Source organism: Rothia sp. HMSC065C12, from assembly GCF_001812085.1.
In the GTDB taxonomy this organism is placed as follows: Bacteria; Actinomycetota; Actinomycetes; order Actinomycetales; family Micrococcaceae; genus Rothia; species Rothia mucilaginosa.
The window spans coordinates 139,473-156,051 of sequence record NZ_KV807678.1; the positions used below are offsets into that span (position 1 = coordinate 139,473).

9 protein-coding genes and 1 riboswitch are annotated in these 16,579 nt (G+C 61.1%); of the genes, 6 read left to right on the plus strand and 3 right to left on the minus strand.

Annotated features, from left to right (window positions below):
- The first annotated feature begins 94 nt into the window (after positions 1–94).
- From uvrB to HMPREF2836_RS04885, 3 genes are all read left to right on the plus strand, one after another.
- Entirely contained in the window at positions 95–2,263 is a 2,169-nt protein-coding gene (gene uvrB, locus HMPREF2836_RS04875; protein WP_070629632.1) for an excinuclease ABC subunit UvrB, read from the plus strand.
- Between the two features lie 248 nt (positions 2,264–2,511).
- Positions 2,512–3,291: an ornithinee aminotransferase gene (locus HMPREF2836_RS04880; protein ID WP_246822827.1), complete on the plus strand. Its 780-nt coding sequence runs from the start codon at positions 2,512–2,514 to the stop codon at positions 3,289–3,291.
- Positions 3,292–3,654: 363 nt separating this feature from the next.
- Positions 3,655–4,860, plus strand: coding sequence for a TerC family protein (locus HMPREF2836_RS04885; RefSeq protein WP_070629634.1), 1,206 nt, complete (start codon positions 3,655–3,657; stop codon positions 4,858–4,860).
- 115 nt (positions 4,861–4,975) lie between these two features.
- Here HMPREF2836_RS04885 and HMPREF2836_RS04890 read toward each other — a convergent pair whose 3' ends face one another.
- Together HMPREF2836_RS04890 and HMPREF2836_RS04895 are read right to left on the minus strand one after the other, a co-directional pair.
- Entirely contained in the window at positions 4,976–6,427 is a 1,452-nt protein-coding gene (locus HMPREF2836_RS04890) for an alpha/beta fold hydrolase (protein ID WP_070616310.1), read from the minus strand.
- An 81-nt stretch (positions 6,428–6,508) separates the two neighbouring features.
- Entirely contained in the window at positions 6,509–9,109 is a 2,601-nt protein-coding gene (locus tag HMPREF2836_RS04895; protein WP_070629635.1) for a DEAD/DEAH box helicase, read from the minus strand.
- Positions 9,110–9,553: 444 nt separating this feature from the next.
- Between HMPREF2836_RS04895 and HMPREF2836_RS04900 the strand changes: the two genes are divergently transcribed.
- The 3 genes from HMPREF2836_RS04900 (at position 9,554) to HMPREF2836_RS04910 (ending at position 15,366) form a co-directional block, all read left to right on the plus strand.
- Positions 9,554–11,449, plus strand: coding sequence for an ABC transporter transmembrane domain-containing protein (locus HMPREF2836_RS04900; protein WP_070629637.1), 1,896 nt, complete (start codon positions 9,554–9,556; stop codon positions 11,447–11,449).
- A gap of 1 nt (position 11,450) precedes the next feature.
- Positions 11,451–13,199: an ABC transporter ATP-binding protein gene (locus HMPREF2836_RS04905; RefSeq protein ID WP_070629638.1), complete on the plus strand. Its 1,749-nt coding sequence runs from the start codon at positions 11,451–11,453 to the stop codon at positions 13,197–13,199.
- 210 nt (positions 13,200–13,409) lie between these two features.
- Positions 13,410–13,620: riboswitch (TPP riboswitch) on the plus strand.
- Positions 13,612–15,366, plus strand: a complete 1,755-nt coding sequence (locus tag HMPREF2836_RS04910; RefSeq protein ID WP_246822829.1) for a bifunctional hydroxymethylpyrimidine kinase/phosphomethylpyrimidine kinase — start codon at positions 13,612–13,614, stop codon at positions 15,364–15,366. Its footprint overlaps the riboswitch before it by 9 nt.
- Before the next feature lie 416 nt (positions 15,367–15,782).
- Here the strand turns inward: HMPREF2836_RS04910 and HMPREF2836_RS04915 are convergent, their stop codons facing one another.
- Positions 15,783–16,556 (minus strand): slipin family protein, encoded by a 774-nt coding sequence (locus tag HMPREF2836_RS04915; protein ID WP_005506196.1) that lies wholly within the window; start codon positions 16,554–16,556, stop codon positions 15,783–15,785.
- Between the last annotated feature and the right edge of the window lie 23 nt (positions 16,557–16,579).

Below are 16,579 nucleotides of genomic sequence, written 5' to 3' on the forward strand. Positions count from 1 at the left end.
CGTGTCTGGGCTATTGCACGTCATTGTATTGCGCCAGCAGAAAAGGGTGACCAATCCTGGGGCGCATTGGGCGGCTTTCCCCTAGGATGGATACATGAGCTACGCACCCGAAATTAACCGCATCGTCGCCCCCTTTGAAGTGGTCAGCCCCTTCCAGCCTGCCGGTGACCAGCCAAAGGCTATCGCCGAGCTCACCGAGCGTGTGCAGAACGGTGAGAAGGACATCGTGCTGATGGGCGCTACCGGTACCGGTAAGTCCGCGACCGCAGCCTGGCTGATTGAGGCGGTGCAGCGTCCGACTCTGGTGCTCGTGCAGAATAAGACTCTGGCGGCGCAGCTGGCGAATGAGCTGCGCGAGCTGCTACCGAATAATGCGGTGGAGTATTTCGTCTCCTACTACGACTACTACCAGCCTGAGGCGTACGTGCCGCAGACCGATACGTTCATTGAGAAGGACTCCTCCATCAATGAGGAGGTGGAGCGTCTGCGCCACTCGGCGACGAACTCCCTGCTGACTCGCCGCGACGTGGTGGTGGTTTCGACCGTGTCCTGCATTTACGGTCTGGGCACGCCCGAGGAGTACATTGAGCAGATGGTGACTCTGCGTCGCGGTGAGGAGATTGACCGCGACGAGCTGCTGCGCCAGTTCGTGGCGATGCAGTACGCGCGTAATGACATGGACTTTCACCGCGGCACGTTCCGTGTGCGCGGCGATACCGTCGAAATCATCCCCATGTACGAGGAGAACGCGATCCGCGTTGAGTTCTTCGGTGATGAGATTGAGGCGATTTACACCCTGCACCCGCTGACCGGAGAGGTGATTCGCGAGGAAGAAGAGATGTACGTCTTCCCCGCAAGCCACTACGTTGCCGGCGCCGAGCGCATGGCGAAGGCTATTACCTCCATCGAGGATGAGCTGCGTGAGCGCCTGCAGACCCTCGAATCCCAGGGCAAGCTGCTGGAGGCGCAGCGTCTGCGCATGCGCACCACCTACGACCTGGAAATGATGGAGCAGATGGGCTTCTGCAATGGCATTGAGAACTACTCGCGCCATATTGACGGTCGTGCCGCCGGTAGCGCCCCGAACTGTCTGCTGGATTATTTCCCGGATGATTTCCTGCTGATTATTGACGAGTCGCACGTGACGGTCCCGCAGATTGGTGCCATGTATGAGGGCGATATGTCCCGTAAGCGCACCCTCGTGGAGCACGGTTTCCGTCTGCCGTCGGCGATGGATAACCGCCCGTTGAAGTGGGAGGAGTTCCTGGAGCGTATCGGTCAGACGATTTACCTCTCGGCGACCCCCGGCAAGTATGAGCTGTCGCAGGCTGATGGTTATGTGGAGCAGATTATTCGCCCGACCGGCCTGATTGACCCCGAGATCGTGGTCAAACCGACCAAGGGTCAGATTGATGATTTGCTTGAGGAGATTCGCGTGCGCGTTGAGCGTGATGAGCGTGTGCTGGTCACGACCCTCACTAAGCGCATGGCGGAAGATCTGACCGAGTACCTGCTGCAGCACGGCGTGAAGGTGCAGTACCTGCACTCTGACGTGGACACCCTGCGCCGTGTGGAGCTTCTGCGTGAGCTGCGCCTGGGCACCTTTGACGTGCTGGTCGGTATTAACCTGCTGCGTGAGGGCCTTGACCTGCCCGAAGTGTCCCTGGTTGCGATTCTGGATGCCGATAAGGAAGGCTTCCTGCGTTCGACCACTTCGCTGATTCAGACCATTGGTCGTGCGGCGCGTAACGTGTCCGGTCAGGTGCACATGTACGCCGATAAGATTACGGATTCTATGCGCGTGGCGATTGATGAGACGAACCGCCGCCGCGAGATTCAGCAGGCGTACAACCACGAGCACGGCATTGACCCGCAGCCGCTGCGTAAGAAGATTGCCGATATTACGGATGTGCTCGCCCGCGAGGAAGAGGACACCCGCGAGCTTCTGCAGCTGCGTAAGAGCGGCAAGAAGGGTGCCCGTACGGTGAGTGCGGGTGCGAAGACCGGTTCTGCGACCTCGTCGAAGATTGCCACGAGCACCCCGGAGTCGGAGGAGCTTCTCGCCCGTGCGGAGGCGCGCGTTCGCGCCGACGGTCTGGCTGCGGCACCCGCCGAGGATCTGCTGGATTTGATTGAGCAGATGAACGAGCAGATGCGCGTGGCGGCGGAGAACCTGCAGTTTGAGTTGGCGGCGCGTCTGCGTGATGAGCTTGCCGATTTGAAGAAGGAGCTGCGCCTGATGAAGGAGGCGGGTCACGCCTAAACCCGGTGCTCTAACCCGGTGCTCTAACCCGGTGCTCTAAACTTGATGCCCTAAACACCGTGCTCTAAGCCCGGTGTTCTAAGCCTGGTGCTCTAAGCCCGGTGTTTAGGGGTCTGACTTGGGTTTTTCGCCATGAGATAATTCATTGCTCGTGAAGTTCCACTGAGTGCAGATAGATACTGTAGACTATCAAGGTGTTTTACGTATCAAATAACACCGTGATGCTTCCGAACGATAAAGAAAAATCTGTGACTATTTCGAATAACTCTTCAGACGAACACACTACGGGAGCTCGTTCCGTTACCCGCCGCAACCTCACCCGCGGCGCGCTTTGGGCTGTGCCCGCTATTGCCGCCTCTACGGCGGTACCCGCATTCGCTGCTTCGGCTGATGATTGCAAGACGGTACACGGCCCGGACTTCACCCAGGTCGGTGGCTGGATGATTACCAATCCCGCCAGTGGCGCCCTGCAGTCGCGCACCAAGAACAAGCCCGTGACTGCGCCGGAGACCGGTCAGGCGTGGTGGTCCATGGAGAACGCAACCTCACCGAACCCCGCAACGATTCGCCTCATGTCCGTGTACGAGGCGACTCACGGCCCCGAGGGCGACCTCAACCTGAACTGCGGTGAGTTCGTGATGACTTACAACGTCTCCGCGCTGGAGGCGACGACCGGCACCACGCACCTGCACCCGTCCATGGACATTTACCTCTTCTCGCCCGAGGGTAAAATCATTGACCGCCAGATTTTCACGACTGACCCGACCGGCAAGGCAACCGTTATGACCCGCAACGGCAAGACTCAGACCGTTCAGGGTCAGGTCATTCCGTTTGCGTCGAGCGTGAATGATAAGGCGACCGGCATCTCCGCGCGTTTTGCGCTGCGTGGCGATAAGCTCATGGAAGGCATGTACCAGTTCGAGGTGGTTATTACCGTCCCGACGATTCAGGAGAACGGCACGCTTGATACGAACAAGCAGGTGAACGCGATTGCTTTCACCCCGCCGACCTTCAACATGGTCTCCTAACTGAATGAAAGGTAGCCCTCCCCGTAATAGTTAACGGGGAGGGCTACCTTTATGTGGGCTTGCGGCGCGGTGTCGATCTGTGCGTGCTGATTTGCAATACACCACGTTCTACACCGCGCCTTTTTTGCGCTGTGCCTTTTTACACTTCGGCGTGCCTCGCTCCTGAAAAACCCTCCGGAGGGGCTCCTGTGCGAAAACCTCAACCTGCTGTATAATCGTTCACCGAGCAAGGGAGTATCCCACCAATCGACTCATCGTCAGCACGTTAGCCGAAGGCGCCTAACCGGTGAATCGAGCCGACCTCCATTCAGATCGGCGGGAGAGACTTGTGGTCCTGTACGCACACCACAAGAAAGGCTCCCCATGGAAGTTACCGGGTTGCAATGGTTGGTTACTATTCTCATCATCGCGGGTCTGTTGGCCTTCGATTTCGTGTTCCACGTTCGTAAGGCGCACGAACCCTCCGTCAAGGAAGCGGCCATCTGGTCGAGTATTTACATCGGCATCGCGCTGCTGTTCGGTCTGTATATTTTCGTGACGAACGGCCCCTCCGCCGCCACTGAATTCTATGCAGGCTACATCACCGAAGAAGCTCTCTCGGTCGATAACCTCTTCGTCTTCATGATCATTATGGGCACCTTCCGTGTCGCCCGTGAGAATCAGCAGAAGGTCCTTCTCTTCGGTATCGTCTTCGCGATCCTGGCGCGCGGCTCCTTCATCTTCGCTGGCGCGGCGATCATCAACTCCTTCGCCTGGGTATTCTACATCTTCGGCCTGGTCCTGCTCATGACCGCAGGTAACCTGCTCAAGGACGAAATCACCGAAGGCGACGGTGACGACGAAGCCGACAACATCATGGTCCGCCTCGCCAAGAAGTACCTGAAGACCAGCGACCACTTCGACGGCGACAAGCTCTTCACCATCGAAAACGGCAAGCGCGTCATGACCCCCATGATGCTCGTCATGGTCGCTATCGCCGGTTCCGACCTGCTCTTCGCACTCGACTCGATCCCCGCGATCTTCGGCCTCACCCAGTCCGTCTACATTGTGTTCACCGCGACCGCGTTCTCCCTCATGGGTCTGCGCCAGCTGTACTTCCTCATTGACGGCCTGCTGGACCGCCTCGTCTACCTCTCCTACGGCCTGGCGACCATCCTCGCGTTCATTGGTGTGAAGCTCATCCTGCACGCAATGCACGAGAACAACCTGCCGTTCATCAACCACGGCGAGCCCGTGCACGTCATCGAAATCAGCACCGAAATGTCGCTGATGGTCATCGTGGGCGTTCTGATCATTACCGTGCTTGCCTCGCTGCTCAGCCCCAAGGGGCGCGCACTGCAGACCATTCAGCGTGTTCAGGCGCTCTCCGAGAAGTACCTGGCACTGCCCGAGGATGCACCTGCCGCCGAGCGTGCGGACATCACCGCCCGTTGGCAGCAGGAAACCGAGAAGCTCAACGCCATTCCCGCCAAGCTGCGTGAAGAGCTGATCGAGAAGGAAGACGAATACCACGCCCTCGTGATGCGTGCCCGCACCGCACAGGATGCGCACGCTTCCTCCTCGAAGTAGTAGTTTGAGCTACTGAGCGTGCAGCCTCACCAGGCTAAACGCTAACACTAAAGCCCCTCACACCGGATCAACCGGAGTGAGGGGCTTTAGCTATATCAGAGATATTTCAGAAGAATTACTGGTTGTGAACCTCAGCCAGCATGTTCTTCAGGTGACCCAGAATGGTCAGCGAGTCAGAACCGAAACCGTCGTGGTGGTGGGTCTTCGAAGTCCACACGTGGGTGTTACCGACCCAGCGAGCGGTCTCCATGGAGTGCTCAAAGTCCACGTACACGTCCGGGTTGTACGCCGCAGCCACCACGGGAACCTCGTTCTTGTGCAGCTGTGCGTGGTCGTACAGGCGACCCCAGTCCTTCTTCTCAGCCAGCAGGTTCGCAACCTCAGCCAGCGGACGCAGCGAGGGATCCTCCTCGTAGTACCAGGGGAAGATGTGCTCGCCGGTGAAGAGCAGACGGTCCGCATCCGGTGCGAACTCGGGGCGGGAAGCCGCCACGCGAGCAGCAGACCAGTTGGTCGGCGCGGGGGAGGGGGACAGCTCGTAGCCGGGGATGCCGGGCAGAACGCCGTCAGCGGGGCCGTCAGCGTAAATGGTCTCGTGCATCAGGGCGTACAGCGGGTTCGCCTGGAAGGTCACCTCGGCACCCATAGCGGTCAGGAACTGATCGGACAGGTGGTCGTTACCCTCAGCGAAAGCGGTCTCCAGGAAGTAGTGCAGACCGCGCTCGCGCCAGCGGCCACCCAGGAAATGGCCGGCCATCTGGAAGCGGTGATCGGTCAGACGCTCACCGGTGGGCAGGTACTCCTTGTGGGTGCGCAGGTGCTCAGCAATGCGGGTAGCGAGCTCAGCGTCCTCGGGGAACCAGCTGTAGTACTCCTCAACACGTTCCTTCATGCGGTCGAAGGTGTGCTGGTAGACGTTGTCCACGGAGGTGCGAATCGGCGCCAGGCCCGCGGTGATGCGGCAGTCACGCAGCGACTGCGGTGCGAACGACAGGTAGGACAGGGTCAGGAAGCCACCGAAGGACTGACCAATGGTGGACCAGCGCTTGTCGGCACGGTCAGCCAGCAGCACCTCGCGGACAGCCTCCGCGTCAGCGATGATGGAGTCCGCACGGAACAGCTCAGTGTACTCAGCCTGAACCTGCGCGTCACCCACAGCGGTGATGGTGCGGGCAGACAGCGGGGAAGACATGCCGGTACCGCGCTGATCCAGAAGAACCACGCGGTGAGTCTTCGCCAGCTCAGCAATCCAGCCGCCAATGGAGCCGGTCTTCGGCGAACCGAAACCGGGGCCACCCTGCAGGTACACAATGTAAGGACGCTTATCAGCCGAAACGGTCAGAGTCTCGTTGGTGCTCACAACCTCACGGGCGAACACGGTGATGGTCTGGTCCGCGAAACGGGAGGAGAGAGCGGCATCCTTGCCCTTGGAGAAAATCAGACCGTGGGTCAGGGGAACCTGGAACCAGTGGTCGGTAATCTCGTAGCCGTCGTGCTTGACGACCGAACCCTTGCGGTACTCAACCTTGGGAAGCGAAGAAACGGTCAACGGTGAACCTTCTTTCATTCAAATAGATAGATACTCTGTATTCTAGCCCACTATGGGCAACATCTGGGCAGAGCCTCGGGCGGAGTCTCAATCGGAGTCTTAGAACTCGCCCACGCTCAGAATCTTCAGCACCGGGTAACCCGCCTCATCGGATGCCGCCAGATTAACCTCGGCACGAATACCGAAGTCAAAGTTATCTTCGGGGTCAGCGAAGCTCTGCTGAACCTTCCACACGCCCGGATGCGCGGCGGTGTCCTCATCCATGCTGACCAGGCGAGGCGAGCGCGCGTCGGCGTCCGTGTAGATGTCGTCGTAGGTGTCGAAGTAGTCGTCCATGGCGTCCGCCCAGCGGTCGGCATCCCAGCCGCACCACTCGTCCAGGGCGCCCAGGGCGCGGTCACGCTCGTCAGCGAAGAGCTCCACACGGCGGAAGAGGGCGTTGCGCACCATCACGCGGAAGGCGCGCAGGTTCTGCGTCACGGCGGGAGGCTCTTCCTCCTCGATGGAGGCGTGCTCGGCCGCAATGGTCGCGGTGTCTTCGCCGGCAGCCAGCTTCTCCCATTCGTCCACCAGGGAGGAGTCGGTCTGGCGTACCAGCTCGCCGAGCCACTCGATGATGTCGTCGAGCTCGTCGGTCACGGCAGAATCGGGGATGGTGTGGCGCAGCGCCTTGTATGCGTCAGAGAGGTAACGCAGGAGCACGCCCTCGGCACGTTCGAGCGAGTAGTACTGCACGAAGTCGTTGAAGCCCATCGCGCGTTCGTACATGTCACGCACGATTGACTTGGGGCGCGGCTCAAAACGTGCCACCCACGGCGCGGACTGCTTGTAGGTCGTGTACGCCTGATCGATGAGCTCCGCCAGGGGCTGCGGGTAGGTGACCTTGTCCAGCTCGTTCATGCGTTCGGTGTAGTCCACACCGTCCGCCTTCAACTGTGCCGACAGTTCGTTCTTCGCCTTGCGTTCCTGTGCGTACAGCACCTGGTTCGGCGAATCCAGGGTCGCCTCAATGAGGGAGAGCACGTCCAGTGCGTAGCTGGGCGATTCGGGGTCGAGCAGTTCCAGCGCGGCGACCGCAAAAGCGGACAGCGGCTGGTTCAGGGCAAAGTTATCCTGCAAATCCTCGGTCAGGCGCAGGTAGGAGCCGTGCTCGTCCGGGGTGTTGGTTCGCTCAATCACGCCGCCGGTCAGTAGCTCCTTGTAGATGCCGATTGCCTTGCGCAGCAGCTCGCGGCGGCGTGCCGGGCTCTCGTGGTTCTCCTGAATGATGCGGTACGCGGCAATGACCGGGTTCTCCGGGCGGTGCATCAGGTTCAGCAACATCGAATGGGTGATGTCGAAGGAGGAGGTTAGCGGCTCCGGGGCTGCTTCTACCAACTGGTCGAAGGTCTTCTCGGACCAGCCAACGAAGCCTTCCGGCGCCTTCTTGCGCTTGGAGGACAGGGACTGGTTAATGCGCTTGGTGTCGTCGCCGAACTTCGCCTGCGCCTTCGCCAGCAGGCGCGCGTTCTCAATATCGTGCTCGGGAGCCTGAACCACCACGGTGCCGGCGGTATCAAAACCGGCGCGGCCCGCGCGTCCAGCAATCTGGTGGAACTCGCGGGCACGCAGACGACGGCTACGGGCACCGTCAAACTTCGACAGCGCCGTAATCAGCACGGTACGAATCGGCACGTTAATACCCACGCCCAGGGTGTCGGTACCGCAAATCACCTTGAGCAGACCCTCCTGAGCCAGCTGCTCCACGAGGCGGCGGTACTTGGGCAGCATGCCCGCGTGGTGAATACCGATACCGGCACGCACCAGCTTATTCAGCGCCTTACCGAAGCCCGGACCGAAACGGAACTTAGCAATCAGCTCGGAGATGCGTTCCTTATCTTCCTTCGAAGCAATAGCCACCGACAGCAGCGCGTTCGCCTGCTCCAGCGCCGCCTTCTGCGAGAAGTGCACAATGTAGACCGGAGTCTGCTTGGTCTGCACGAGCTCCTGCACCGTCTCCTGAACCGGGGTGGTGGAGTAGTAGAAATGCAGCGGAATGGGACGCTCAGAATGCGCCACCAGGTCACTTTCACGACCGGTCAGCGCCGTCATCTCCTCCTGGAAGCGAGTCGTATCGCCCAGGGTTGCGCTCATCAGCAGGAACTGCGCCTGCGGAAGCTCCAGCAGGGGAAGCTGCCACGCCCAGCCGCGCTGCGGGTCAGAGTAGAAGTGGAACTCGTCCATAATGACCTGGCACAGGTCCGCATCCTTACCCTCGCGCAGGGCAATATTGGCGAGAATTTCCGCGGTGCAGCAGATAATCGGCGCCTCCGTATTAATGGCGGAGTCGCCGGTAATCATGCCCACGTTTTCGGCACCAAAAATATTAATCAGGTCAAAGAACTTCTCAGACACCAGCGCCTTAATGGGGGCGGTGTAGTAGGAGCGCTGACCGGTCGCCAGGCCCGTAAAATGCGCGGCAACAGCCACAGTGGACTTACCGGAACCGGTCGGGGTTGCCAGCACCACGTTATGTCCGGCGGCAATGCTCAGAACGGCCTCGTCCTGGGCGGGGTACAGGGTCATGCCGCGGGTCGAAATCCACTCGGTGAAGGATTCATAGATTTCTTCGGCGGTGAGGGGGTTGCCCTTAAAATCGCGTCGATTGTAGTCGCCGGGATTCTCGCCCAGCGTGGAAGAAAGAAAATTCAAAATACTCATGAGGATTCCAGTCTATCGGGAATAGCGCGGGCGCGGGGGCGTTATCGTTACGAGGGAACAACAGGGTACTCGCGGAGTGCTTGCGGGGTGTTCACTGCATCTTTGCAGGGTGGTTGCGGTTCCTTCGCGGGGCGTTTATAGGGCGTTCGGGAGGCGCGGTGCCGCGCTAACGCGGGAATTCCCCAAATTCGTGTAGTGTAGAACAAAGCACTAAAAGTGCAGTGGTGCAAAAACCTGGTGCTCAGAAGGTCGAAAACGTAGGCCTCCAAGCCGCATAGATTACCGCGTAGATGCAGAATCCGCCGATTGATGTCGGTGCATGTTGAGCGGCTGATACAAACTCCAAAATACGTTGCATAAATGACGACACGCCCATCTATGGTGCAAATAGTGTTGCGTGCCACATTGATAAAGGAATAGGGTAAGAGAAAGGAGAGACGTTGAATGACTGAATACAACGCTGACAAGGCACAAGAAAACGCCGCGCGTGAAGAAGCTACGCATGAAGAATCCATGCATAACAAAACCACGCAGGAAAAAGCCGCTCAGAAGAAAACTGCGCAGAAAAAAGCTGCACAGGAAGTAACCGGTAGCGAACAGCGCAAGGCCGAAGAGGAAGCCCTCAAAAAGCGCCTCGCCCTGCGAGTCACCGCACCCGGACACAAATACCCCTGGCACCGCTGGGCAATCCCCGTCCTCGGAGAAACTACCGCGGGTATCGGCGCGATCCTGATCCCCGTCATGGTGGGCCAGTTCATCAACCAGCACATCGCAGGAAAAGCCCCCGACGCCTGGCCCATGTTCTGGGTGGTGGTCGCATCCATCACCTTCATCGTGATTAACGAGTTCTTCGGCTGGGGTACCTCCATGACCCTCAGCGCGGAGCTCGGCCGCGACTGGCGCATCTATATCAACCGACTCATGGGACGCACCCGCACAACCGTTGACGCGGGCGAAGCGGTTACCGTCATGAACAAAGACGTACGCCGCATCACGGCCGTCTACTTCTCGCTACCGCTATTCGTCAATGCCATGATTGTTGCGACCCTCGGTGCCGTGCAGCTCTGGCTCATTAACCCCGTCACCGCGATTGTCACCCTCATCGGTACGCTCATCGTGGTCGGCGTGATTGCCTGGTACTCGTCCTTCCTCGAATCCAAGATTGGCGAATACCGTGAGAAGGATGGCGAAGCCTCCTCACGCGCCTCCGACATCGCCACCGGCCTGCGCACCATCGCCGGCCTCGGTGCCGAAGAACAGATGCGTGAGCGCTACCACCGCGGCACTGACGAAGTCTTCGACAGCTACATGCGCTATGAAAAGACGCACCGCTGGATGTTCCTCATCCGCGCGCTGCTCGGCGGTGCCGTGACCCTGCTCGGCGTCGGCTTCGCCCTCACCGGCCATGTCGAAAATGGCCGCTGGGTCTCCGACACCCCCGCCGCGTCCCTGGTGACCGTCGCCTCCATTATTGCGATGATGGGTGGCCCCATCTGGATTACCCAGAACTTCCTGACGGAATGGCGCTACGCCAAGATTGCGCTCGCCAAGGTCGCCCGACTCGAAGGCCACGCGGGTGTGCGTCAGGGCGTGCTGAAGCGCCCGCGCACCGACGAAGAAATGGCGCAGCTGGCACGCGCCGAACAGACAGTCGAGGCGAGCACCTTCGAGGTGCCCGTACCCGTCGCCCCCACCGGTGCTAGCAACCCGCGCATCGTGTACGTCAACCCGCGCGACTACAACCTCACCGCGCAAGACTACGCCGAGGCGCTCGCCCGCACCCTGCGACGCGGGGGAGAGGACCTCAAGGACGCAACCGGCCGCCGCGTGTTGCTGAGCGAACCGAATCCCATGATTTTCGCGGGAACCCTGCAGGAGCACCTGCGCCTGGGTACCGTGCCGAACCCCGACGAGGAGCTGGCACAGGCAAAGGACCAGGAGCTGCTGAAGATTACCGACTCCCGCGAAATCGCCTACCGACTGGGCGGACGCAACCCCGAAGACTACTTCGCCGCCCGCATCACCAGCGAAGGCGCGAACCTCTCCGGTGGTCAGCGTCAGCGTCTGGCGCTCGCCCGCGCACTCGCACAGGACGCGCAGGTGCTCATCCTGACCGAGCCGCTGAACTCCGTGGACGAACCCAGCCAGCGCTACATCTACGATGCGATGGAAACCCAGATCGGTAGCGACCGCCTGCCCGTCGGCTACCCCGGCCTGCTACAGGATTTGGAGCAGGTCTACGTTGTCTCCACAACCGCGGAGACGACCCGCCGCATGGAACGCGACGGCTACCCGGAAACCACTCAGTCTGAAACCACTCAGAATCAGGAGGTGAACTAGCATGGCAAAGCAGCTCCCCATCGAAACCCCCGCCTACGTGGCACGCCGCATGTGGAACTACCTCGCGGCGCATAAGGGGCGAGCCCTCTACACCTTCGTCATCTACATGGTCAGTACCCTCATGGGTGCGGTGGTGCCCCTGCAGATTGGTGCCACCGTGGACGACGTGGTGGCGGGCAAGTTCTCCAGCTACCCGTGGCAGCCGATTCTGATTATCCTGGCGGCGTTCATCGTGCAGGCAATAACCCTCATGGTCTCCTCGTACAGCGCGGCGCGACTGGGTGCGCTCGTCACCCGTGACGCCAACCAGGACACCCTCGACGGCACCCTCGACCTGGACGCACGCACCGTGGAAGAAGCCGGCAGCGGCGACCTGCTCACCCGCGTGACCGACGACCTGTCCTCGGCAGCCAAGTCCGTCAGTGAGGACCTGCTCGGCGCGATTTACGTGCTGCTGTACTTCCTGATCTCCACCATCTCGCTAGCGGTTGTGAGCCCGGCTATGGGCCTGATTATGCTACCCATGATTGCCGGTCTTGCCCTCATCATGTCGAAGATGCTGCCGCTCATGGCGGCACGCAACCAGACTACCCAGGAGCGCGTGAGCGACCTCAACAGCGTGCTGACCGAGAACATTCGCGGCACCTCCACGATCCGTGAGCTGGGCGTTCACACCGCCCGCGAAGACGCCTTCGCCGGTGAGAACAAGCGCCAGTTCGCCGCGCAGCTGGGCATGGTGCGCATCCGCCAGCTGTACTTCACCGTGGACGCTATCAACGCCTGGATCCCCACGATTCTGTGTATGCTCTGGGGTGCCGCCTGCGTGGCTCTCGGCTGGGCAAGCTGGGGCGCCGTGGCGACCGCCTCGGTCATGGTTTTCAGCCTGCGAGTCCTCGCCGACATGCTGAACCACCACGTCAGCAGCCTGCGCATCATGCTGGTGAACATGGGTCGTGTGTTCGGTGTGGTCTCCCTGGCGAAGAAGCAGCGTGAGGCGCGTGCACAGCACCGTGCCGAAGCGTTCGCCGCCGTATCTGATGAAGCCGTGAAGAACCCGGAGTACGCCATTGACTGCACCGACGTCTCCTACGGCTACTCGCCGGACGCCCTCGTTCTGGAAGGTATCAACCTGAAGATTCGCCGCGGTGAGGCACTTGCCCTGGTGGGTCGTTCCGGTTCGGGTAAGACCACCCTGGCTCGTCTGATTGGTGGTTCGCTGACCGCCCTGGAAGGCACCATCACCGTGATGGGCCGCCCGGTCGGTCACGGCGACTTCCCGACCGATGCCGCCGCCGATGGCCGCCCGCGCCTGCTGGTCTGCACCCAGGAAGCGCACGTCTTCTTCGGTACTCTCGCCGATAACTTTACGGTGGTCGTGCCGGATGCAACCGTCGAGCAGATGGGCGAGGCACTGGACGCTATCGGTGCCCGCTGGTGGCGCGACCTGCCGCAGGGCATGGATACTGTCGTGAGCGGCGCGGATTCGCCGCTGACCCGCGACCAGATTCAGCAGCTGGCGCTGGCACGTATTGTGCTTGCTGACCCGCACGCCGTGATTCTGGACGAGTCCACCACTCAGCTGGAGCTCGCGGACGCAACCGAGTCCCTGAGCGCCGTGCTGGCGAACCGTGCGGTGCTGATCATTTCGCACGATGCGCGTATCGCCTCGCTGGCTGACCGCGCGGTCCTGCTGCACGAGGGTAGGATCATTGCGGAGGGTTCACCGGCAGAGATTTTCGCCCTGACCTAAACCCGGCTGATAGTGCCCGGCTGATAGTGCCCGGTACCGTGTGAAGCGGTGCCGGGCACTACGTGTTTAACGGGTGGTTTCCGTACAAGGGTGCACTGAAATCGGCGGCGGGAGCACTCGCAAGAGTGCAAGACTCAAACGAAAATTTCGGAGAGATTCACTTGTTACCCGCAGAACTTTTAGCTACGGAGAATCATTGTGATAACCTGGCAGAGCGATATGGGGTGCCTTGAGACGCCCGCGACCCGCTAACCCGCCCAACTGACCGCCCAACTGACCGCCCAACGAAGGGCTACGGCACAGCGAAGAGCTACAGCACAGCGGGCGCACGAAACGGCGTAATAACACTCAAGGCTGAGAGAATCACCCATTGAACCTGCTCTAGTTCGAACTAGCGAAGGGATTATCGATCATGGCAGAGCAGCCTACCGCGCCCTCGTGCGCACCCACCTCCAACCCCTCGACCCTCTCCAACCCTGCACCCGGCGCGAGCGCCTCCGGAGCATCCGGGGTACCCCAGACAGCTCGGGTGCCGAGGGTTCTCTCCATTGCGGGAACCGACCCCTCCGGCGGTGCAGGTATCCAGGCGGACCTCAAGTCCATTGCCGCATCCGGCGGTTACGGCATGTGTGTGACCACCTCACTGGTCGCCCAAAACACGTGCGGGGTTCGTGAAGTATTCACCCCGCCCCTGGAATTTTTGACCGCGCAGCTTGCCGCCGTTTTTGATGACGTCACGGTTGACGCCGTGAAAATCGGCATGCTCGGCGACGCAGACACGATTCGCACCGTCCGCACCTGGCTGAGCGAGCACCCCGTGCCCCTGGTCGTGCTCGACCCGGTCATGATTGCTTCCAGCGGTGACCGCCTGCTGCAGGCGGAAGCGGAGCAGGCGCTGCGCGACCTCGTGCCGCTCGTGAATGTGATTACCCCGAACATTCCGGAGCTCGCCGTGCTCTGTGAGAAGGAGCCCGCTCAGACTTTCGATGAGGCGCACGAGCAGGCGGCGAACCTTGCGGCGGCGACCGGAACCACCGTGATTGTGAAGGGCGGCCACCTGTGCGGTCAGGACGCCGGTAACACCGCGGTCTTCCCGGACGGCACCTGCGCGCACGTGCGCACCCCGCGCCTGGACAGCCGTAATACGCACGGCACCGGATGCTCCCTGTCCTCTTCGCTGGCAACCCGCCTGGGTGTGGAACTGCTGCAGCACACCGAAGCCGCAGAACACACCGCAGAGCAGAGCGTTCTGACCAGCGAAGACACCCACCGCGCCCTGCAGTGGAGCACCCGCTGGCTCCACGAATCCATTGCCGCAGGTGCCGGTCTGCAGGTTGGCTCCGGTGAGGGCCACGGCCCGGTGGACCACGCCGCCCGTGCCCGCCGCCTGGAGGCTGCCGCCTCCGCGTACCCGTGGCATCACCTGCTCGCCACCACCGACTCTGAGGGCAATACTCTGGACGGCACCAGCCCGGAACGTCTGCTGCCGGTCAGCCCCGTGCCCGCCGGTGAAGCCGTCGTAAAGCCCGCCGGTCCCTGGACCGCCGCCCTCTGGGCTGCGGGTGGCGAAACCTGGCACCAAATCCTGGACCTGCCCTTCGTGCGTGCCCTCGGTGACGGCACCCTCGACGAGGACCTGTTCGCCTTCTACCTAGATCAGGACGCCCTCTACCTGCGTGATTATTCGCGTGCGCTCGCGACTCTCTCGGCGCGTGCTGACACCGCTGAGGCGCAGGTGCACTGGGCCGCCGGTGCGCACGAGGCGATTGCCGCCGAATCGCAGCTACACGAGGGCTGGCTGGCGAACCGTGCGCGTCTGGGTGGGCCCTCACCGATTACGATGGGGTACACGAATTTCCTGCGTGCCACCGCTGCCGGTGATGATTACGTGGTCGGTGCCGCGGCGATCCTGCCCTGCTACTGGCTGTACGAAGAGGTGGGCGCTGTGCTCTCCTCGCAGAATCATGCGGACCACCCGTACGCGGAGTGGTTGAGCATGTACGGTGGCGAAGAGTTCGCCGCGGATGTGGCGCGTAGCCTCGCGGAGGTGGAGCGTGCGTTTGAGACGGCTTCACCGGCTCAGCGTGTGCGCGCGGCGCGGGCGTACCTGTCGGCGTGCGTGTACGAGCGTGAGTTCTTTGACCAGGCGCACCGAGCATTGCGTTAGTTTGCCGGGCGCTGCGCTAGATGATAGGCGCCGATTTTTGGGCTGAATACCGCCCCGGCATGGCGTGAGATGGGTGATTGATGCTTCACTCAAGCTACCGACGGTTCGGTGGTTGTGCCGGTTATGCTTAAGGCGTCGGTGAAAACCGTTTGCGGCAGGATTCCGGCCCTCACCCAACTGGCTGATGTACCTGCCGCGCCCGCACCTCTACGGCGTGTAACCGACCAGTTTGGCCCGTCGCAACCACCTCATCCAACCCCCGCGGCGGGCCAAACGCCTTCCTTCTAGCTTTCGCGAAGAATGTTCGGCATAGAAATATCCCGTGCAGATACTCTCATCTGCACGGGATATTTCTATATGTCTAACCGCTGCGAATCAGCCGCCGCGGCTAGTGCGTCAGGCTAGGGGAGAAGCGCCTACTTGCTCTCGCCCTTGAGTGCACCCACGAGCGGACCAATCACGTCCATGGGCAGCGGGAAGACCACGGTCGAGTTCTGGTCGGCACCCAGCTCCAGCAGGGTCTGCAGGTAACGCAGCTGCAGGGAAGCGGGGGACTGGCTCAGAATGTCGGATGCTTCCTTCAGCTCGCTGGAGGCCTCCAGCTCACCGCGTGCCGAAATGATCTTTGCGCGGCGCTCACGCTCAGCCTCAGCCTCGCGAGCCATGGCGCGCTGCATAGCCTCGGGAATCTCAACGTCCTTGATTTCAACGAGCTCCACCTGAATACCCCACGGCTCGGTGCGCGAACCGATGATGGAACGCAGGTCCTCGTTCAGGTCCTCGCGGTGTGCGAGCAGGGTGTCCAGGTCAACGCGACCGAGCAGGGAACGCAGGGTGGTCTGCGCAATCTGGCTGGTGGCAATCGGGTAGTTCTCAACCTCAAGCACCGCGTTCTTGGCGTTGGTCACGCGGAAGAGGACCACGGCGTTCACGCGGGCGGGAACGTTGTCCTTGGTGATGACTTCCTGCGGGGGAATGGTCAGGGTGATAACACGCATATCAACGCGCTGCAGGGAGTCAACGAGGGGGAAGACGACGTTCAGGCCGGGCTTCAGCTCCGAACGCAGGTGGCCGAAGCGGAAAGAGATGCCACGCTCGTATTCGGGGATGACGCGGAACATACGAATCAGAATAAAAAGAACAATGACGGCAACTGGGATGAGGATAGTTGCCAAAGTGACGGGATCCATGGTTTTCCTTCACAAATATTGGG